This is a genomic window from Eikenella sp. HMSC061C02, from assembly GCF_001809035.1.
Classification (GTDB): Bacteria; Pseudomonadota; Gammaproteobacteria; order Burkholderiales; family Neisseriaceae; genus Eikenella; species Eikenella corrodens.
This window is the reverse complement of sequence record NZ_KV795536.1, coordinates 1-20,327: the sequence shown is the minus strand read 5'-3', so window position 1 is coordinate 20,327 and position 20,327 is coordinate 1. Positions and strand designations below refer to the sequence as shown.

General features: G+C 59.1%; 19 protein-coding genes. 12 read left to right on the top strand and 7 right to left on the bottom strand.

Translation table 11 applies throughout. The features are described 5' to 3' along the window. Window positions 1-114: 114 nt before the first annotated feature. Window positions 115-996 carry a DMT family transporter gene (locus tag HMPREF2541_RS02865; RefSeq protein ID WP_064086845.1) on the bottom strand — a complete coding sequence of 294 codons (882 nt, stop codon included), beginning with the start codon at window positions 994-996 and terminating at the stop codon, window positions 115-117. A gap of 80 nt (window positions 997-1,076) precedes the next feature. Continuing rightward, window positions 1,077-2,051, bottom strand: a complete 975-nt coding sequence (locus tag HMPREF2541_RS02860) for a KpsF/GutQ family sugar-phosphate isomerase (RefSeq protein WP_003822881.1) — start codon at window positions 2,049-2,051, stop codon at window positions 1,077-1,079. An 82-nt stretch (window positions 2,052-2,133) separates the two neighbouring features. Here HMPREF2541_RS02860 and tal point away from each other — a divergent pair, with 82 nt between their 5' ends. The 10 genes from tal to yfaE all read left to right on the top strand — a co-directional run bounded on the left by tal (window position 2,134) and on the right by yfaE (window position 11,602). Continuing rightward, window positions 2,134-3,159, top strand: a complete 1,026-nt coding sequence (gene tal / locus HMPREF2541_RS02855) for a transaldolase (protein ID WP_064086846.1) — start codon at window positions 2,134-2,136, stop codon at window positions 3,157-3,159. Between the two features lie 71 nt (window positions 3,160-3,230). Next, window positions 3,231-4,208 (top strand): virulence RhuM family protein/type II toxin-antitoxin system death-on-curing family toxin, encoded by a 978-nt coding sequence (gene rhuM, locus HMPREF2541_RS02850; protein ID WP_064086847.1) that lies wholly within the window; start codon window positions 3,231-3,233, stop codon window positions 4,206-4,208. Between the two features lie 16 nt (window positions 4,209-4,224). Then, window positions 4,225-5,316 carry a hypothetical protein gene (locus HMPREF2541_RS02845; RefSeq protein ID WP_064086848.1) on the top strand — a complete coding sequence of 364 codons (1,092 nt, stop codon included), beginning with the start codon at window positions 4,225-4,227 and terminating at the stop codon, window positions 5,314-5,316. A 218-nt stretch (window positions 5,317-5,534) separates the two neighbouring features. Beyond that, entirely contained in the window at window positions 5,535-6,263 is a 729-nt protein-coding gene (locus HMPREF2541_RS02840; protein ID WP_003822885.1) for a YebC/PmpR family DNA-binding transcriptional regulator, read from the top strand. 220 nt (window positions 6,264-6,483) lie between these two features. Further along, window positions 6,484-7,281, top strand: a complete 798-nt coding sequence (locus HMPREF2541_RS02835; RefSeq protein WP_064086849.1) for a DKNYY domain-containing protein — start codon at window positions 6,484-6,486, stop codon at window positions 7,279-7,281. 124 nt (window positions 7,282-7,405) lie between these two features. After that, complete coding sequence (locus HMPREF2541_RS02830) at window positions 7,406-8,857, top strand: NAD-dependent succinate-semialdehyde dehydrogenase (protein WP_070541632.1); 1,452 nt, start codon at window positions 7,406-7,408, stop codon at window positions 8,855-8,857. A 269-nt stretch (window positions 8,858-9,126) separates the two neighbouring features. Beyond that, a complete protein-coding gene (gene obgE, locus HMPREF2541_RS02825) occupies window positions 9,127-10,266 on the top strand; it encodes a GTPase ObgE (RefSeq protein WP_064086851.1) in 1,140 nt (379 codons plus the stop codon). 34 nt (window positions 10,267-10,300) lie between these two features. Then, window positions 10,301-10,636, top strand: coding sequence for a hypothetical protein (locus HMPREF2541_RS11850; protein ID WP_141744186.1), 336 nt, complete (start codon window positions 10,301-10,303; stop codon window positions 10,634-10,636). Between the two features lie 69 nt (window positions 10,637-10,705). Next, window positions 10,706-11,176 carry a copper resistance protein NlpE gene (locus tag HMPREF2541_RS02820; RefSeq protein ID WP_049258321.1) on the top strand — a complete coding sequence of 157 codons (471 nt, stop codon included), beginning with the start codon at window positions 10,706-10,708 and terminating at the stop codon, window positions 11,174-11,176. Between the two features lie 117 nt (window positions 11,177-11,293). Then, complete coding sequence (gene yfaE, locus HMPREF2541_RS02815) at window positions 11,294-11,602, top strand: class I ribonucleotide reductase maintenance protein YfaE (protein ID WP_003822892.1); 309 nt, start codon at window positions 11,294-11,296, stop codon at window positions 11,600-11,602. A 127-nt stretch (window positions 11,603-11,729) separates the two neighbouring features. On the opposite strand, the gene HMPREF2541_RS02810 is transcribed toward yfaE, so the two are convergent. After that, complete coding sequence (locus tag HMPREF2541_RS02810) at window positions 11,730-12,140, bottom strand: hypothetical protein (protein ID WP_064086852.1); 411 nt, start codon at window positions 12,138-12,140, stop codon at window positions 11,730-11,732. After that, window positions 12,133-13,437 carry a homoserine dehydrogenase gene (locus tag HMPREF2541_RS02805; protein ID WP_003822896.1) on the bottom strand — a complete coding sequence of 435 codons (1,305 nt, stop codon included), beginning with the start codon at window positions 13,435-13,437 and terminating at the stop codon, window positions 12,133-12,135. The genes HMPREF2541_RS02810 and HMPREF2541_RS02805 overlap by 8 nt, the downstream gene beginning before the upstream one ends. A 276-nt stretch (window positions 13,438-13,713) precedes the next feature. Here HMPREF2541_RS02805 and HMPREF2541_RS02800 point away from each other — a divergent pair, with 276 nt between their 5' ends. Beyond that, a complete protein-coding gene (locus HMPREF2541_RS02800) occupies window positions 13,714-14,076 on the top strand; it encodes an Mth938-like domain-containing protein (RefSeq protein ID WP_064086853.1) in 363 nt (120 codons plus the stop codon). Between the two features lie 118 nt (window positions 14,077-14,194). On the opposite strand, the gene HMPREF2541_RS02795 is transcribed toward HMPREF2541_RS02800, so the two are convergent. From HMPREF2541_RS02795 to HMPREF2541_RS02785, 3 genes are all read right to left on the bottom strand, one after another. Then, window positions 14,195-15,220: an ABC transporter substrate-binding protein gene (locus tag HMPREF2541_RS02795; RefSeq protein ID WP_064086854.1), complete on the bottom strand. Its 1,026-nt coding sequence runs from the start codon at window positions 15,218-15,220 to the stop codon at window positions 14,195-14,197. A gap of 113 nt (window positions 15,221-15,333) precedes the next feature. Next, complete coding sequence (locus HMPREF2541_RS02790; protein WP_064086855.1) at window positions 15,334-16,119, bottom strand: ABC transporter ATP-binding protein; 786 nt, start codon at window positions 16,117-16,119, stop codon at window positions 15,334-15,336. A 217-nt stretch (window positions 16,120-16,336) separates the two neighbouring features. Next, on the bottom strand, window positions 16,337-17,404 hold the full coding sequence (locus HMPREF2541_RS02785) for a FecCD family ABC transporter permease (RefSeq protein ID WP_064086856.1): 1,068 nt from the start codon (window positions 17,402-17,404) through the stop codon (window positions 16,337-16,339). Between the two features lie 364 nt (window positions 17,405-17,768). Here HMPREF2541_RS02785 and HMPREF2541_RS02780 point away from each other — a divergent pair, with 364 nt between their 5' ends. After that, window positions 17,769-20,174, top strand: coding sequence for a FepA family TonB-dependent siderophore receptor (locus tag HMPREF2541_RS02780; protein ID WP_083296758.1), 2,406 nt, complete (start codon window positions 17,769-17,771; stop codon window positions 20,172-20,174). Window positions 20,175-20,327 lie beyond the last annotated feature (153 nt).

Below are 20,327 nucleotides of genomic sequence, written 5' to 3'. Positions count from 1 at the left end.
TATAAAACAAGGCTACCTGAAAACCAAATGCCACGCATCGGCAGGAATATGGCTTTAATTGGCCAAGCAGGTTTTTACTTCGCAGAAACACGCCACATTCATTTTCAGGTAGCCTCAAGCCGCGTTTTTCTTCAGAGAACCCAAATAAATCGCCGCCAAAGTCAGCGCCGCACCAATCCACTGCCAACCGTTAATCGGCTTGCTCAGCAGAAAATAATCAATCAGCAGCGCCGCCACCGGCTCGGAAAGCAACAGCAGCCCGGTGAGCGAGAGCGACAGCAGCGGAATTGCATAAGCAATCAAACCCCAGGCAAAGCACTGCATCACCACGCCATACACCAGCACCAGCCCCACATCGCGCCAGCTGGCCGGATACAGCGCCCCGCTGTCGAACAATAATGCCGGCACCACCAATGCCAACGCCCCGCCCGCGCTGAGCACCATCATCATCGGAAACAGCGCCACCCGCTCCGCCTCATGCGTTTTGCGCACAAACACCATCGACAGCGCCAGCATCGCCCCCGAAGCCGTACCGCTCACAAACCCCCACACCGCCTTGCCGTTGTGCCCGAACTCCGGGCTGCCGATAAGCGCCACCCCGGCCACTGCCAGCAGAAGGCTTGCCAGCTGCAACTTACCCAAGCGTTCACCGTAAAAAATCACGCCGATGGCCGATAAGAAAAAAATCTGCAAGCTGTTGAGCAGCGTGGAAATGCCCGGCCCCACCGCATGGATGCTCTCGTGCCAAAGCGCCAAATCGACAGCCAGGAACACCCCCGCCAACGCAGCAAAGCGCAACGCCCGGCGGCTCTGCGGCAGCTTCTGTCCGAAATGGCGCATCAGCAGCCAAAACACCACTGCCGCCACCGCCAGCCGCCAAAACGCCACCGCATACGAGCCCACCTGCACAAATTTCACAATCAGGCTGCCCAGCCCGAACACCACGCAGCCCAACACCAACAGCGGCGCGGCATAAGAAATAGTTTGTTGTTTCATCGAATTTTTCCAAAGACAAAGGCTACCTGAAAACTTAGCTTCGGTTTTCAGGTAGCCTTTATTGCAACCATCCGGCGCGCCTACACAATCCGCGCTTTGAGCAAATCGTGCATATTCAGCGCGCCCAATAGCCTGCCCGCCTCATCGCACACCGGCAAGCCGTTCACGCGGTTTTGCTGCATGGTTTTCAGCGCCTCGGTAGCCAGCCGATTCGGCGTGATAGTTTTCGGATGCGCCCCCATCACAGCTTGGGCGGTGAGGCCGGAGAGATCGCGCTGCTGCTGGAACAGGCGGCGCAAATCGCCGTCGGTAAAAATGCCTTTCAGGTAGCCTGCCTCATCGGCCACGGCCACCATGCCCAAGCCTTTTTCGCTCATGCACACAATCAGGTCGGCAAAAGGCGTATCCAGACGCACCACGGGCAATTCATCGCCTGAGTGCATCACATCTGCCACTTGCAGCAGCAGGCGTTTGCCCAGGCTGCCGGCAGGATGGCTGAGGGCGAAATCGTCAGGCGTAAAGGCACGGGCACGCAACAGCGCCACGGCCAGAGCGTCGCCCAAAGCCAATGCAGCGGTGGTGCTGCTGGTGGGCGCGAGGCCGAGCGGGCAGGCTTCCTGCGGCACGGCCACGGTGAGGTGGATGTCGGCATGGCGCGCCAACGTGGATTCGGGGCGGCCGGTCATACCGATCAGCGTGATGTTTTTACGCTTGAGCGCAGGCAGGATCACGGCGATTTCATCGCTCTCGCCAGAGTTGGAAATGGCCAGCACCACGTCGCCGTCCACAATCATGCCCAAATCGCCGTGCGCGGCTTCGGCCGGATGCACAAAAAAGGCCGGCGTGCCGGTGGAGGCCAGTGTGGCAGCGATTTTGCGCCCGATATGCCCGCTCTTGCCGATGCCGCTCACCACCACGCGGCCTTCGCAGGCCAGCACGGCTTCGCAGGCGCGGGAAAAACTGCCGTCCAACGAGTCGGACAGGGCACGCAATGCATCGGCTTCTATCGCCAGCACTTCGCGGGCGTGGGCGAGATATTGTTGTTCACTCATCATTCTTCTTTCTTCATTCCGGCTTGCGGCGGCCGCCGGAATCAGGTAATTTCCAAAATTTACACATTCAGCAGAGGCTCAAGATATGGCTATTTTGCAGGAAGTCAAACAGCTCGGCCAGCAAATTTGGCTCGACAACCTTTCCCGTTCGCTCGTGCGCTCCGGCACGCTGGCTAAGTTGCAGCAAAGCGGCGTGAGCGGGGTTACCTCCAATCCGGCCATCTTCCGCCAAGCGCTGGCCGGCGATGCATTATACACAGCCGAAATCGCCCAATTAAAGCAGCAGCCGCTTTCTGCGAAGGCGCGCTACGAAACCCTGGCCGTGGCCGACGTGCAGGCCGCCTGCGATGTATTTGCCGCACAGTTTGCCGCAGAAGGTAACAGCGGGCTGGTGAGCCTCGAATGCGACCCCGCACTCTCGCACGACACCGAAGGCACCATTGCCGAAGCGCGCCGCCTGTGGAATTTGATCGGCCGCCCCAATGCCATGATTAAAATCCCCGCTACCGATGCCGGCCTCGCCGCCCTGCCCGTCTTGGTAGCCGACGGCATCAACATCAACCTCACCCTGCTGTTCTCCCGCGCCCAAACCGTACGCGCCTACCAAGCCTATCAACAAGGCTTGGCGCAACGCACAGGCCAGGTCGCGCCGCAGCTGGTGGCCAGCTTTTTTATCTCCCGTATCGACACCGCGCTCGATCCTCAGCTGCCGCCGCACCTGCAAGGCAAAACCGCGCTGGCCCTGGCGCAGGCTGCCTATCGGGATTGGCAGCAATTCTTCGGCCAGCCAAGCGATGCCGTGCCCACCGCCCGCCTGCTCTGGGCCAGCACCGGCGTGAAAAACCCCGCCTACCCCGACACCCTGTATGTGGACAACCTAATCGCTCCGCACACCGTCAATACCCTGCCCGATGCCGTGCTGCAAGCCTTTACCGACCACGGCCGCGCCGCCGATGCCCTTTCCCGCCCCGCTGCGCCCGCGCAGCCGATTCTGGACGAAGTCGCCGCCCTCGGCATCGACCTCGACGCCTTGGCTGCCAAACTCCAGCAAGACGGGCTCGCCCAGTTTGAGCAGGCCTTTGCCCAAATGCTCGCCCCGCTGGCCGATTAGGCGAAAGGCTACCTGAAACCGCCACTCCATTTTTCAGGTAGCCTTCATCCAATCATCAATACAACACACACATGAACAACCCCATCGAAATCTACCAAAGCGCAGACGGGCAAACCCAAGTTGAAGTCCGCTTCGACACCGACACCGTATGGCTGTCGCAAGCGCAGATGGTTACCCTATTCGGGCGTAACCAATCCGTCATTTCCCGCCACATAAACAACGCAATAGCCGAAGGAGAAATCAACGAAAAAAGCAATATGCAAAAAATGCATATTGCTTCCGCCGACCGTCCCGTTACCTTCTACGATCTGGAAACCATCATTTCCGTAGGCTACCGCATCAAATCAGCGCAAGGCATCGCCTTCCGCCGCTGGGCCACCGCCCGCCTGAAAGACTACCTGCTCAAAGGCTACGCGCTCAACCAACAACGCCTGCAGCAAAACGCCGACGAGCTTGCACATGCCTTGCAGCTGATTCAAACCACCGCCGCCTCGCCCGCCCTCACACTGGAAGCCGGCCGCGGCTTGGTCGATATCGTCAGCCGCTACACCCACACCTTCCTCTGGCTGCAGCAATACGATGAAGGCCTACTGCAAGAGCCGGCAGGCGAAAACGGCGGCAGCCTGCCCACGCCTGAAGCTGCACGCCGCGCCCTAAGCCAACTTAAAGCCGAACTCATCGCCCGCGGCGAAGCCAGCAACCTGTTTGCCCGCGAACGCGAAGACGGCTTAGCCGCCATTCTCGGCAACCTCGCACAAAGCGTATTCGGCGCACCCGCCTACCCCAGCATCGAAAGCAAAGCCGCCCATCTGCTCTACTTTATCGTGAAAAACCATCCCTTTGCCGACGGCAATAAGCGCAGCGGTGCCTTCCTGTTTGTTGATTTCCTACACCAAAACCGCCGCCTGTTCCGTGCAGACGGTCGCGCCGTCATCAACGATACCGGCCTGGCCGCGCTCACCCTGTTGGTGGCCGAATCTGCGCCCGCGCAAAAAGACACCCTTATCCGACTTATCATGCACATGTTGCAACACCAACCCAACCTGTAACCTTACCATCATCATTATGAACAGCCATCTCCTCCCCGACCCCCGCCCCTATCCCGCCGATCCGGTAAAAAACGAACTGCTGCTGCACGCCGAAGCCGTGGCCGCCAACCGCTCCCGCGCCCAAAGCAAACTCTCCGGCGACACCCTGCACAGCCTGATTTTCCAAATGCTGCAATCACGCCACCTCACCTCCCTCTCCGTGGCGCTCACCATGGCGCCGAGCGATGCCGTCTACCGCGCCCTGTGGCAGGCCATGGAGCAAACCCTGCGCCCCGCCGCTGCCGAAGAAACCGGCTGGCTCGCCCTGCCCGTGGTGCTCGTGGCCGGTTGCAACCAGGCCGTAGCCCTGCCCGCCGCCCTCGATGCCGCCGCGCTTCATGCCAAACTGGCCGAATTCGAGCCCACCCGCCATCTGGCGCAAACCGTGTGGCTGCCCGCGCTGCTCACCGCCGAGCAAATCAGCCGCATCAAGTTGGAACAATGGTTTGCCGCCAAACAAAGCCGTGCCGCTGCCGAACAGTTTGCCGCTGCGCAAACCGGCGCCGCAGAAATCGCCATCCCCTCCGGGCAGAGCGTGCATGTGGTGTACGCCCTGGGCTACAACGCGCCCGAAGCCCCCGGCAAACTCGGCCAGGCCGCCCTGCCCCTGATGCAGTATTGGCAGGAACGCTTCGCCCTACCCGGCCTCACCCTGTTTGCCAACCCGCTCGACCCCGCCGCCCCGCTCGAGGCCATCCGCAACGGCAGCCACACCCGCCAGCGCATGGCGCTAGATGTATTCGCTGCCAACGCCATCCGCGCCGTGCGCCTGCAAAGCCCGCGCGTCGGCGTAGCCGTGGCCGCCCAAGAAGGCGGGCAAATTGTGTTCAGCTTCAGTGCCACCGACAACAGCTACGGCCTGGTGCCGCAAACCTTCCGATGGCAGCTCTCCCCTACCGACTCCGTGGACACCGTGGTGCAAAACTTCCTCGACCTGATGGCCGAATGCCAAGTGGAACACATCCGCCTGCTGCGCGACATCCTGCCCGAAAACGCCGCCATGCCCGACTACCCCCAAGCGCTGGAGTTAAACGGCTTCAATCCGTTGTTTAGCGAAGCGCCGCAGTAAGCCCATCCGTTTTTCAGGTAGCCTCTATTCCCAATAAAGGCTACCTGAAAAACTATAGCGAATAAGCCGAACTTCCACTACATCGTAGGTCTGCCATCTTGCAGCCAAAGCGTGTTCATCCGCCATCCGCGCTATCTGCCACCCCGCTGTTCAACAGGCTACCTGAAAATGCTAAAATTGCGCTTTGTCATCCCAACCAGATAAACAAGGAAAGCAATATGGCCGGTCATAGCAAATGGGCGAATATCCAACACAAAAAAGCCCGCGTTGATGCCCAACGCGGCAAAATCTTCACCAAACTGATCAAAGAAATCACCGTAGCCGCCCGCCTCGGCGGCGGCGACCCCGCTTCCAACCCCCGCCTGCGCCTGGCCATGGACAAAGCCTGGGATGCCAACATGCCCAAAGACAACGTTCAGCGCGCCATTGACAAAGGCACCGGCAACCTCGAAGGCGTGGAATACATCGAGCTGCGCTACGAAGGCTACGGCATCGGCGGCGCCGCCCTGATGGTGGACTGCCTCACCGACAACAAAACCCGCACCGTGGCCGACGTGCGCCACGCCTTCAGCAAACACGGCGGCAACCTCGGCACCGACGGCTGCGTCGCCTTCAACTTCAAACACCAAGGCTACCTCCTGTTCGGCCCCGACACCGAAGAAGACGCCCTGATGGAAGCCGCCCTCGAGGCCGGCGCCGAAGACGTCGTTGCCCACGACGACGGCTCGTTTGAAGTCATCACCGCCCCCAACGACTGGGCCGGCATCAAAGCCGCCCTCGAAACCGCCGGCTTCAAAGCCGAAGACGGCGACGTCACCATGCGCGCCCAAAACGAAGCCGTGCTCACCGGCGAAGACGCCGCCAAGATGCAGCGCCTGATCGACGCCCTGGAAGCGCTGGACGACGTGCAGGACGTGTACACCTCCGCCGTGCTCGAGCTCGAGTAAACAAGCAAAGGCTACCTGAAAGCGGGCAATCATCGCTTTCAGGTAGCCTCATCCCATGCCTTATCGGTTTTCAGATAGCCTCTCAAGCACACACAGTTCGCGTACGAATGCCCGACACTGCCGCACCAAACCACTGCCCGAAACGATGTTTCGGCGCATTCGAAGCAGAGTTTCTGCAGAACGAACCAATGTTCCCACACACCGATTCGAGCAAACACCCATGACTTGGCTTCCCCTCTCCCAACTCGACGAAACCGAACACAGCTGGCGCATCCAAGGCAACACCGTCCAATTCGACGGCACCGGCACCTACCGCAAACTACGCGGCTGCGACCCCGCCACCTTCGAAGTATTCGCCGAACCGGGCTGCCTGATTGCCCGCGACCGCAACCACGTCTACCACGGCGCCGAACTGCTTTCCGCCGTGCAGCGCGATAGCTTCACCCATCTCGGCGAGGGCTACTGGCGTGACGCCGATGCCATATATTGCGAATACGAAACCGCCCTGCGCCCGCTCAAAGGCAGCGATGCCGCCACCTTCCGCCATCTCGGCGAAGGCTACGCCGCCGACCGCACGCAAGCCTACTACGGCGGCAGCAAAATCCAATCCGCCAATCCCCTGGCACTCCGCCTGCTTCACGGCCTCTACGCCGCCGACGGCGATACCGTCTTCTTCGACGGCAAACCCCTGAAAGGCAGCGACCCGCAAACCTGGCGCGAAGCAGCGGGCGAGGCTGGCAAACACAGCTTTTCCCGCGACGCCAAACACGTCTATTACTGCGAACGCAAACTCCCCCGCGCCGATGCCGCCACTTGGCAGCACCTGCACAACACCCTTTCCAAAGACGGCAAACGCGTCTACAAAACCAACCGCATCCTGCCCGATGCAAACCCCGCCGAATGGGACGCCGCCAAAGCCGCCGCCCACACCGCCGAAGAAGCCGCCCGCCGTGCCGAAAATTCCGCCAAAATGAGCGAACTGCTGAAAAACCTTTGGCAAAACGGGCAAACCGACTAAGCCAAAGGCTACCTGAAAACGAACAAAGCACTTTCCCACCAAGCTAAAATACAGCCGCAAACCAGCATCCTGTCCAACCGCCCACCTACCAATATTTTCAGGTAGCCTCTAAAGAGCCCTTCCCATGACCCAGCTAAAAGACCACGCCCTCCTGCGCACCCGGTGCTACATCAACGGCCAATGGCTCGATGCCGACAGCGGCAGCACCATCGCCGTATCCAACCCCGCCACCGGCGAAACCATCGGCAGCGTGCCCGATATGGGCGCGGCGGAAGCCGAACGCGCGGTGGCTGCCGCCCAGGCCGCCCTGCCCGCCTGGCGCGCACTCACGGCCAAACAGCGCAGCCAAATCCTGCGCCGTTGGTTTGATTTGATGATGGAGTCGCAGGAGGAACTCGCCACCCTGCTCACACTGGAGCAAGGCAAGCCTCTGGCCGAGTCGCGCAGCGAAATTGCCTACGGCGCGTCCTACATCGAATGGTATGCCGAAGAAGCCAAACGCGTGTACGGCGACACCATCCCCGGCCCCGCACCCGACAAGCGTATTGTGGTGCTCAAGCAGCCTATCGGCGTGTGCGCCGCGATTACTCCGTGGAATTTCCCCAACGCCATGATCACGCGCAAAGCCGCGCCCGCGCTGGCTGCCGGCTGCACCTTCGTCATCCGTCCAGCCTCGCAAACGCCATTTTCCGCACTGGCCATCGCCGCCTTGGCCGAACGTGCCGGTATTCCGGCGGGCGTATTCAACGTGATCACTGGCTCGTCGCGCGAAATCGGCCGCGTGTTCACCGAAAGCGATACGGTGAAAAAATTCAGCTTTACCGGCTCCACCGCCGTCGGCCGCCAGCTGCAGGCGCAATGTGCTTCCACCATCAAAAAAACCTCGATGGAGCTGGGCGGCAACGCACCGTTTATCGTGTTCGACGATGCCGATCTCGATGCCGCGGTCTCTGGCGCGATTGCCTGCAAATTCCGCAACGCCGGCCAAACCTGCGTGTGCGCCAACCGCATTTATGTGCAAAGCGGCGTGTATGACGAATTTGTTCGCAAATTCGCCCAAGCAGCAGGCTACCTGAAAGTGGGCAACGGCTTGGAAATCGGCACAGAATGCGGCCCGCTGATTGATGAAGCCGCGCTGGCCAAAGTGGAAGAACACCTGGCCGACGCGCTCGCCCACGGCGGCGAAGTAGTTGCCGGTGGCGCACGCCACCCGGCAGGCGAACTGTTCTTCCAACCCACCGTTATCCGCCACGCCCATGCCGGCATGAAAGTAGCGCGCGAAGAAACCTTCGGCCCGCTCGCCCCCGTGTTCCGTTTCGAGAGCGAAGCAGACGTGTTGCAACAGGCCAACGCCACCGAATACGGCCTGGCCGCCTATTGCTACACCCGCAGCCTCGGCACGGCCACGCGCATAATGGAAGGCTTGGAATACGGCATGGTCGGCATCAACACCGGCGTGATTTCCAACGAAGCCGCCCCATTCGGCGGCGTGAAGCAGTCGGGCATCGGCCGCGAAGGCGGCAAATACGGGCTGGAAGAATATTTGGAAACTAAATACGTGATGCTGTCGGTTTAATGCAGCAGGCTACCTGAAAAGCGTCCGCTGCAACACAGTGAAACGATAATTGGCGTAGCCAAGGCTCAGTTTCTGTAAAACGAAACCATGGCACAAATTTTCAGGTAGCCTTTGCGCCAGTCCTTTATAATGTGCCTATTTGCACACGGCGGGACCAAAGCAAAATCCGGCGCACAGCCATACCAACTCCAGCCGCAAGCATCATCTCAATAACGAATCAAGATTTTCAGGTAGCCCCAAGAGGCTACCTGAAAACGGAAAGCACACAAATGAAATTTATCGACGAAGCCAAAATCGAAGTTGCCGCCGGACGCGGCGGCAACGGCGCAGTCAGCTTCCGCCGCGAAAAATACGTTCCGCGCGGCGGCCCCGACGGCGGCGACGGCGGGCGCGGCGGCAGCGTGTTCGCTGTGGCCAACGAAAACGTAAACACGCTGGTGGAGTACCGTTTTGTGAAGCGCTATCAGGCCAAAAACGGCGAAAAAGGCCACGGCTCCGACCGCTACGGCGCCGGTGCCGACGATATCGAGCTGCAAATGCCCGTGGGCACACTAATCCGCGATGCCGACACCGGCGAAATCGTGGCCGACCTCACTCGGCACGGCCAGCGCGTTTGCCTGGCGCGCGGCGGCAAAGGCGGCTTGGGTAATATCCATTTCAAATCTTCGGTCAACCGTGCACCCAAGCAGGCCACGCCCGGCGAGCCCGGCGAAGCGCGCCGATTGCTGTTGGAATTGAAAGTGTTGGCCGACGTCGGCCTGTTGGGCATGCCCAATGCCGGCAAATCCACCCTGATCCGCGCCGTGTCCGCCGCCCGCCCCAAAGTGGCCGACTACCCCTTCACCACGCTGCACCCCAATCTGGGCGTGGTGCGTGTGGACGAAGGCCAAAGCTTTGTAATGGCCGATATCCCCGGCCTGATTGAAGGTGCGGCCGAAGGCGCCGGGCTGGGACACCGCTTTTTGAAACACCTTTCGCGTACCGGCCTCTTGCTGCACGTGGTAGACTTGGCCCCGTTCGACGAAGCCGTCAGCCCCGCCGCCGAAGCACTAGCCATCATCAACGAGCTGAAAAAATACGACGACGAACTGTTCGGCAAACCGCGCTGGCTGGTGCTGAACAAACTGGATATGCTCACGCCGGAAGAGGCTGCCGAACGCAAAGCTGCATTCCTCGAAACCATCGGCTGGAACTACCCCGCCCCCGGCGAGCCCGGCTTCGATCGGCAAACCCCGCGCCTATTTGAAATCAGCGCACTCGCCCATCAGGGCACGCAGGAATTGGTGCGGCAAATCGGGCAGTATCTGGCCGAGAAGAAACAACTGGCTGCAGCAGAGGCTAACCAACAGACCGATGCTGCACCGCAAATCTCAGAAATCAACGATTATTCGGTGTTGCAGCCGGAGTAGTTTTGACACAATGAATCAGGAGTAATAACCTGCCATGGATTTAGGGAGAATACTGAGCTGGGTTGTAGTAGGAGGCATCGCATACACTTCATACAACTATCTGAGCACCGGTGATATTACCGCTATACCTCCTTCACCTAAAATCGTGCTCAGTTTAGCCAATAAAGATAAACCAAATCTCGAAGGACAACGCAAACACCTAGCCACCGGTACACCCTGCATCCGTATCGCTGGCGGGAAAATTAAGCAAGGCATATATTCCTGTGAGATTCAACAATTTGCTGGTCCATCCTCATATGACACTCCGCCAGAAGAAACCTACTCTATCCTGATTACTAAACGTAACGGTAGCTGGCAAATTACCAGATAAGTGATCGGCTGCACCAAGCAGTATAGCTTTTTCCTACAATCATACCTCTCCACCAACCAAGGACAGCCCATGAAACCTCTAGCCTACCTCCCTGCCCTGTTGCTACTGGCCGCCTGCGCCCCGCAAGAGAATACCGCGCCAGCCTCTGCCCCGGCTGCCGCCCCCACAGTTGCTGCCTCCCAGCCTGCCGCATCAGCTGCTTCCACCGCTGCACAACCCGACGCCCAATGGGTCGGCCGCTACTACGGCGTGCTGCCCTGCGCCTCTTGCGAAGGCATCGAAACCACCTTGATATTGCAAGAAGACGGCAGCTACCTACTCACCGAAACCTATAAGCAGCGCCAGCCGTTTACCGAAAAAACCGATGGCCGATTCACTTGGCGCAAGCCGCAAGAAATATTCCAGCTCGACAAAGCCGGCGGCGAGCGGCTCTACCAAATCGGCAACGGCCAGATTTGGGCGCTGGATGCCGACGGCAAACAAGTGGAAGGCGAACTGGCCAACCTCTACATCCTGAAGCAGACCGTCAGTCAGCTTTAACCCGAAAAGAAATCCGGCCTTGGATCGGCCAAACCATTTCAGGTAGCCTTTATGCCTGCCCGCGCATAAGAAAGGCTACCTGAAATTTTCACTGCACCAAACCAAACACCACACGCCATGCCCCAGATCACCACACACAGCACCCGCTTCACCCTGCAGGAAGGTGAAACCCTGCTCGAAGCCTTGGAGCGCACCGGCCACGCAGTCGAATACCAATGCCGCAGCGGCTATTGCGGCTCCTGCCGCGTTAAACTCCTATCCGGCAGCGTTACATACCGAGAGTGCCCGCTGGCTCTGATTCTGCCCAACGAAATCCTCACCTGCTGCTGCACAGTAATAGAAGACATCCATATCGACTGCCACCAAAGCGAAAACCAGCCAGATTTATTCGAACCAGATCTGTTCGCCGACAACAGCGGCAAATAACGCTACCCTTGCTATTCATTATCCAAACCCAACAAAAGGCTACCTGAAACGTCACTTCAACGAAGTTTTCAGGTAGCCTTTAATCTTGTATCAGCAATAGCCTTCGATTTAGCCAAACACTTGATGCTTAATGCCCAACCTGTGCGGCCAAGCACTGTTCTTGCCGCTGCAGGAAGGCTTCGCTGCCGCCGAGTTTGTCCAGCTGTTGTTGCGGCGAAAGCTTTGGCAGGCTGCGGAGATCTTCCGTGCTGAGTTTTTGCACCGGTTCTTCCCACAGGCAGCGGCAGTAGGGTTCGAGCACACGCTCACTTTGGCCGGCAAGGCCGTGTTTGGCCAAGTCGGCCTGCCATTGCGGCACGGCAGGCATATTTTGGATGCAGGCCTCCACGATGCGGCGGCTGATGTCGTCCTTATCCGGCGCATACAGACGCGGCACGAGGGCAAAAGCGAGCACCAGCGCCGCCGTTACCGCCAGCCAGCCGATAAGGGTGCGGCGGTGTTTGCGGCGTGCGGCTTCATCGGTTTGAATCTCAGCCATGCAGGCTTTCCATGCGCAACATCATCACAGGTTCGAAAACGTGCTCCAGCGCTTCGATTTGGGCGATAGCCGCCTTGATGTGCTTTTCTTTAGACTGATGAGTGAGAATCACGATTTCGGCGTTTTCGTGGTTGATCACGCCTTTTTGCAGCAGGGCTTCAATGGAGATGCCCTGCTCGGCAAGGATACGGCCGATATTGGCCACCACGCCGGGTTTGTCTTGCGCCGATACGCGCAGGTAGTAGCTGCTGGTGATTTCATCGATTGGCAACACGGGCAGCTGTTCATTACAGCGGAAAGCCAACGGCGGCACACGCTGCTCGCTGGCGGCGTGCATCAGGCGGGCGGTATCGATGATGTCGGCCACCACCGCGCTGGCAGTGGGGGCGGCACCGGCGCCGGCACCGTAATACAGGGTTTCGCCCACCATATTGGATTGCACCAGCACGGCGTTCATCACGCCTTCCACCTGCGCCAGCAAGCGGCATTCAGGCACGAGCGTGGGATGTACGCGCAGTTCGATACCCTCGTCGGTTTTACGGGTAATGCCCAGCAGTTTGATGCGGTAGCCCAGCTCTTCGGCATAGCGGATGTCTTGGCTTTCCAGCTTGCTGATGCCTTCCAAGTAGCAGTGTTGGAAATTAATCGGCGTACCGAACGCCAGCGCCGACATGATGCTCAACTTGTGCGCCGCATCGTGGCCTTCGATATCGAAAGTCGGGTCGGCTTCGGCGTAGCCCAGCTCCTGCGCCTGCTTGAGCACTTCGGCAAACGGGCTGCCATGGGAGCGCATATTGCTCAGGATGAAGTTGCTGGTGCCGTTGATGATGCCGGCCACCGATTTAATGCGGTTGGCGGCCAGGCCTTCGCGCAGGGCTTTGATAATCGGAATGCCGCCGGCCACCGCTGCTTCAAACATCACCATCACATTTTTTTCCGCCGCCAGTGCGAAGATTTCGTTGCCGTATTCGGCCAAGAGTTTTTTGTTGGCGGTGACCACGTGTTTACCGTTTTCAATGGCGCACAACACCACTTCGCGTGCCGTATCTGTGCCACCAATCAGCTCTACTACAATATCCACATCCGCGCTTCGGGCTACCTGAAATACATCGTCCGACACCACCGTGTCGCTTGGGCACAATTTGCGGATGCGGTCGGTGTTGTGGCTGGCAGCCATGCTGATTCGCACTTCGCGCCCCAGGCGGCGCGTGATTTCCTGCGCGTTTTCCGACAATAATTTGGCCGTACCGCCACCGACGGTACCCATCCCCAAGATGCCAATTCTGATTGGTTGCATGCTGACTCCTTGTTATGATTACGGCTGCGCCGAGCGCCAATTTGCCGTTTTGCTTTGAACATGCCGGCCTGCCATGCGGTCGGCCAAGCTAATAAACAGTAAAATAAAATCCGAAAGCGGACAGAAAGCCGTTATCTTAGCTGAAAACCCCGCTTCTTACACCTTTTAATAGAAACACTTACACTTTTAACCACACCGCCTCGAAGCCAAGCGTTTCAATCTCCTTGCAGCCTATGCTTTCAGGTAGCCTCTAACCCATTCAAACACAAACAAATTATGCTGATTCAAGAACACCAGCCCGCCTCCGCCTGCCATATCGGCCATTATCAACGCGGCCAAATCGAAATCGACGGCCACATCTACCGCCAAGCCGTATTGCTTGACGGCAGCGGCAGCGTGCAAACCGTCAACCTTCCCTCCGCAGCCGAACTGCAAGCCGCAGACCTTGCCCGCGCCGCCGCAAGTGAGCCCGAAGTAATCCTCATCGGCACCGGCGAGCAGCAACAGTTTTTACACCCGCGCATTGCCGCCGCGGCAAGCGGCATCGGCGTGGAATGCATGCACACCGCCGCCGCCGTGCGCACCTATCTTTTGCTGCAAAGCGAAGGCCGCCGCGTATGGGCATGGTTGTGGCTGTAACACAGCAAGCAAGATAGCGCAGAATTTTCAGGTAGCCTCTGCAACAGGCTAGCTGAAAGTAAAAGGCTACCTAAAAACACATCGCCGTTTTCAGGTAGCCTTTTTGCCGTGCACGTTCCTATTGCGGGTCTAAGCCTTGCAGGATGCGCTGCGCTTCGGCTGCGCTGAGGTTGTAATGATAATATCGGCGGTAGAAATCTTGGGTTTTGGCCGTCATGTCCACATCGGTGAACCGTTGCGGGTGCAGCAGTTTGGCTGCCCACAATACCTGCAGGGCGGCTTCGGTGCTGTAGCGGTCCCAACCGAATGTGCCGATCGGGTTGGCATGCAGGCGGTTATTCTGCACGGCTTTGATGCTCTGCCATGCCGGGTCTTGTTTGATGCGGGCGATGGCCTGCGCGGCATTGCGCCCACCCACGATGATAATGTCGGGATTAGCCTGAACAATGGCTTCCATCGTCACTTCGCTCAAGTTGGCCTGTTCGGGCAGCGCGGGGCGGCCGCCGGCAATGCGTATCCATTCGCCGATGATCGAACGGCCGCCGTCAATGCGGCGCAGGTTGGCACCGCCGGTGAGGTGCAGTACGGTGGGCTTCTGTGCGTCGCTCAGGTTGGCCAGCCGGCTGCGAACGAAACGCAGGTTGCCGTCTAATTCGGCATTGTATCGGCGGGCGATTTGCGGGGCATTGCCACCGATCACGTCGGCAGTGATGCGCACGGTTTGCTTGAGGCCGTTAAAGTCTTGGAAGCGCACCAGCACGGGCTTCATCCCGGCGCGCCGCACCTGCTGCTGCATGGCGGGCTGGGAAAGCAGCACCGCGTCGGGGCGTACGGCGAGCAGGGCTTCACTCTGCACAGTTTGGCCGTTGCTCAAGGCAGGCACGTTTTTAATACGCGGATACACTTTGGCAAACCACGGCAAGTTGCGGGTGGCTTCGGTGGTAGCCACCAGTTTGTCGGCACCGCCCAGCATCAGCACCACTTGGTTGTTGGCCGGCCACAAATCGGCAATACGGTTTACCTGCTGCGGCAGTTCCACGCTTTGGTTGTTGATGTCGCGCACGGTGCGGGCGTGTACGGGCTGGAGGGCGAGCAACAGGCCGGCAAACAGGGCGGCACTGAGTTTGCTTGGTGTTGAAAACATGGTTTTTCCTTTTGCTTGAGGGCTTGGGGTGAAATTGAAGGCTACCTGAAAATGTTGGCTTCAACGGAGGTAGAACAAGTTTTCCGGTTTCAGGTAGCCTGAAATTTGGCCGTTCACAATTGTGCCACGGCACACACGCGGCGCGGCCAATCGGGCACGTCGAGCAGGCGCAGGCCGACGCCGTAGAGCTGCTCCAGCCTTTCGTTGTCCAAAATATCGACGGTGTTGCCGACCTGCAGCGTGCCGTCGCGGCCGAGGATGGCGGTTTGGCTGTGCGGCAGGCGGCCGTGCAGGAGCAGCGGGTGTTCGGGGTTGTGCGTGGTCATGATGATGGTGTAGCCGCGTTCGGACAAATCCGCCACCAGCCGCAGGGTTTGCACGGCGTTGCCGTAATCAAGCGCAGAAGTGGGCTCGTCAAACAAAATCAATTCGGGCTGCTGCACCAGCACTTTGGCGATATTGGCCAGCTGCTTTTCGCCACCGCTGGTTTCCATATAAATATGCCCGGCCAGATGGGCGATATTCAGCATTTCCAAAGCCTGCATGGCGGCAGCGTAGTCTTCATCTTTCGGCTTGGCAGCCAAACTCAAATGAGCAGCGCGCCCCAGCACCACATAATCCAACACGCTGTAGCGGTAGGTTTGCGGCGTGGCCTGCGATACATAGCCCACCAGCCGCGCAATCTGGCGTGGCCGCATGGCCTGCACGTTTTGCCCGTTCAGCAGCACGTGCCCCTGCTGCGGCTTGAGCAGGCCGGCGATGCAGTTGAGCAGGGTGGATTTGCCTGCGCCGTTGCGGCCGAGCAGCGTGAGCAGCGTGTCGCGTTCGATGTGCAGGTTCACGCCGTTGAGCACAGGGCGGCCGCGGTAGGCGTAATGCAGGTTTTCGATATTCAGCATGGTTTGTTTGGGTTATTTCTAATCCTGGCTTGGGCTACCTGAAAGCAGGATTCTGTGCGGCACAAACAAGTAAAACAGGTCTGCCGGAATCGGGCGGGCAGATTTTAACTTCGTTGAAGCTCACGCTTTCAGGTAGCCTGAAATGCAGTCTGGATAAAACTTCAGAAACTAAAGCCCGGGGCTACCTGAAAACAGTTAAAAAGACAGATGGCTGCGGCTAATCCGCTACTTTCTGCCGCACCAGCACCCAGGCGAAAAACGGTGCGCCGATGAAGCCGGTGATGATGCCCAGCGGGATTTCCTGCTCATACAGATTGCGCGCCAGCGTGTCGGTGCACAGCAGAAACAGCGCGCCGGCCAAGATGGAGAGCGGCAGCGTGCGCATGTTGTTGTCGCCCGCCGCCAGCCGCGCCAAGTGCGGCACCACCAAACCCAGCCAGCCGATGGTGCCGCTCATGCACACCGCTGAGGCGGTCAGCAGCGTGGCACACACCACCATAATCGTGCGTTCGCGCCGGATTTCTGCTCCCACCAACCGCGCCTCGCGGTCGCCCAGCGACAGCACATTGATGCGCCAGCGCATTGCCACCAGCACCCCGGCGGCCAGCAGCATCACCGGCACCAGCGCCACCAGGTTACCGTATTCCGATTTGGCCAGGCTGCCCATCTGCCAATACACGATTTCCGCCAGCTCGGTTTCCGGGTCGGCCAGATATTTCATCAGCCCGAGCGTGGCCGACATAAAGCCCGACACCACAATTCCCGCCAGTACCAAAATCACCGCCGAATCGCGCCCGATTAATCGGGGTAGCGCCAAAGTCATCACTACAGCCAACAGCCCGCCAGCAAAGGCCGCTGCCTGCGTGCCCCAAATGCTCCAGCCAAGCAGAATCGACAACGCCGCACCCACGCAGGCGCCGGAAGACACGCCGAGCAAATCGGGCGACACCAGCGGGTTGCGGAAAATTCCCTGATAAGCCGTGCCCGAAGCCGCCAGCGCCGCGCCTACCAGCATCGCGGCCAAAATACGCGGCAGGCGCAAATTCAACACAATATTGGCCTGCACCTCGTCGGCCTGAATCGGCGGCAGGCTTGCCGCAAACGGCAAATGCCAATCAGATGCCAACTGCACCGCCCCCTGCACCAAGCTGCGCCACACCCCGCCCGGCGGCACCGGATAGCGCCCCCACGATAGGGAAAACAACACCGCCAGCAGCAACAGGCAGGCAAGGGCGGCCATCAGCAGCAGATAGCCGACAGAACGTTTGGGCGGCGGCACAGACATAAGGCATCGGAAACGGTCAGGGAAAACCGCCGCATTCTATCTGCAAGGCAAACCGCGTTTTATCGTACGAAAGGAGTATGCCCCGCCTTCCCCTTCCGGCGGATGCGGCGTGCGAATGCCAGCATGGCTGCAGGCTGCCAACCTCCACTCCGCCACCCGACCTGCCGCATAGCCAATAGGACTAGTCCTTCCGCCTGATGGTTTTCACCGCACCAAAAACCGATTATCCGCCCCCGCAAAACTCGGCAACCACGCCACGCCTGCCGAAACAATATTTTCAGGTAGCCTCTGATGCACAGCAGGCTACCTGAAAACTATCTCTCTACTTGCTTTTGAACAAACCGTTCACAAGGACTCACGCCAAATGCAAACCAAGCTGTTCCGCCTCACCGTGCTCAACGCACTCCTTCTCTCTGGTTTCTCCACTGCCGAAACCGCACCTGCTGCCAGCGAACCTATTGCCAACAGTGCCGAGCTGGAAACCATCTACATCACTGCAGAAGCCCAAGTTAAACAGCAGCTTGGTTCCTCGCTAATCACCAAGCAAGACCTGCAGCGCACGCCGGTGAGCAACGACATTTCCGAAATCGTCAGCAAAATGCCCGGCGTTACCCTCAGCACCAACTCGCCCGGTGGCGCGCGCGGCAACAAACGCCAAATCGACATCCGTGCCATGGGCCCGGAAAATACACTGATTCTGATCGACGGCAAACCCGTGCGCTCGCGCAATGCCGAACGCTACGGCCGCGGCGGCGTGCGCAACACGCGCGGTGACTCCAACTGGGTACCGCCCGAAATGATTGAAAAAATCGAAGTGTTGCGCGGCCCTGCCGCTGCCCGCTACGGCTCCGGCGCGATGGGCGGCGTGGTAAACATCCGCACCAAACCCATCACTCACGAATTCCACGGCAGCGTAGGCACCTATATCGAACAGCCGCAGAGCAGCACCGGCCAAGGTGCTACCCGCCGTGCCAACTTCATCGTATCCGGCCCCATCGTGCAAGACACCCTCGGCTTCCGCCTCTACGGTAGCCTCAACAAAACCAGCCCCGATGATTTCGACATCAACAACAGCGTAAACACCGGCACGGCTCTGAGTGCCGGCCGCGAAGGCGTGCGCAACCGCGACATCGCCGGCCGCCTGCAATGGGACATCAGCCCCACCCAACGCCTTACCTTCGATGCCTCCTACAGCCGCCAAGGCAATATCTACAACGGCGACACTCAAAGCAGCAACGTACTCGTTCCGGCCGTGCGCAACGTTGCCTTCCCGCTTATCGGCTCGGAAACCGCCCGCCTATACCGCCAAAGCTACACCCTTACCCACCGAGGCAACTGGGAATGGGGCGACCTGGAAAGCTACATCAGCTTCGACAAAACCGTAAACAGCCGCCTGCCCGAAGGCCTGCTCGGCAGCACCGAGGGCGCCTACAACAGCACCACCGGCTTTTCCGACAGTATCCTGAAAAACTACCGCTTCGGCAGCCGTGCCGATTTGCCTTTGGGGCGCCATACCCTCACCGTGGGTGCGGAAGGCGGCCGCTCCGTGCTCGACGATTCCGCTTCCATGAAGCAAACCATGCAAACCTACGGCAACATCCCCTGGCTCGCCAGCACCGGCCGCAGCGGCAAAGGCAGCCAAAATGATTTTGCCATCTATGTGGAAGACAATATTTCCCTCAACCAAGGCCGCACCTTCCTCACCCCCGGCCTGCGCTGGGACTACAACACCGCCTTCGGCTCCACCTTCTCCCCCTCGTTCAACTTCTCCCACGCCCTGAACGACAACTGGAGGATCAAAGGCGGCATCGCCCGCGCCTTCAAAGCGCCTAATTTGTACCAAACCCAGCCCAACTACATGCTGACCAACGCCAGCCACGGCTGCCCCATCGACGAACACAACCACTGGAACAACCCCAATGCGCAAAACGGCAGCGCCACCGGCGGCACCGGCGCGGGCAACGATCAGCGTCCCACCAACCCCTACCTCAATAGCCGCCCGGGCGGCTTCGACTGGGGGCGTGCCTGCTACTTTGTCGGCAATAAAGACATCAAACCCGAAACCAGCATCAACAAAGAAATCGGTTTTGAGTTCAACAAAGACGGCTATCTCGCCTCGCTGGCCTATTTCCACAACGACTACCGCAACCGCATTGTCGACAACGGCGAATTCATTACCACCATCGACGCCCCGCCCGGCGGCTACAACCGCGACGTACGCCGCAGCAACAACCGCGCCGGCATCAATATCTGGCGCAACTACACCACCACCAACGTGTACCAATGGGGCAACCGCGGCAAGGCCGTTCTCGCCGGATTCGAAGGCAACGTAACCCTGCCGCTGATTCGCGACAAGCTGAACTTCAGCACCAACTTCACCTATTTCCACCGCAATGAAGAGAAGTTCTACGGCAATCCTGTATCGATTGTGCCCAAATACACTATCAATAGCGCGCTCAACTGGCAAATCACCCCCGAATGGGATTTAAACGCCACCTACACCCACTACGGCCGCCAAAAAACTGGCTCTCGGCCCACCCGCTTCATCGACGTGTACTATGAAGACGGCGGCAGCAAGCTGAAGGAACATGAATTGGGCAGCTACGGCGTGTTCGGGCTCAACGTCGGCTACAACTGGAAAAACACCGTCAGCCTGCGTGCCGGGGTGAACAACCTGTTCGACAAAACCATCCTGCGCACCGCCGGCACCGCCCGCACCTATAACGAACGCCGCCGCAGCTTCTTCTTCAACGCCCGCTATTCGTTTTAAAGGCTGTTTGCCAGCAGCTGGCTGGCATGAAAAAGGCTACCTGAAAACTTCGCAGCAACTTTGCTGCACTACGTTTTCAGGTAGCCTTTACTAATTTCCACCACTTATAGTGTATAGATTAAGGGGCTGTACTAGATTAGCCCTAAATTCCAC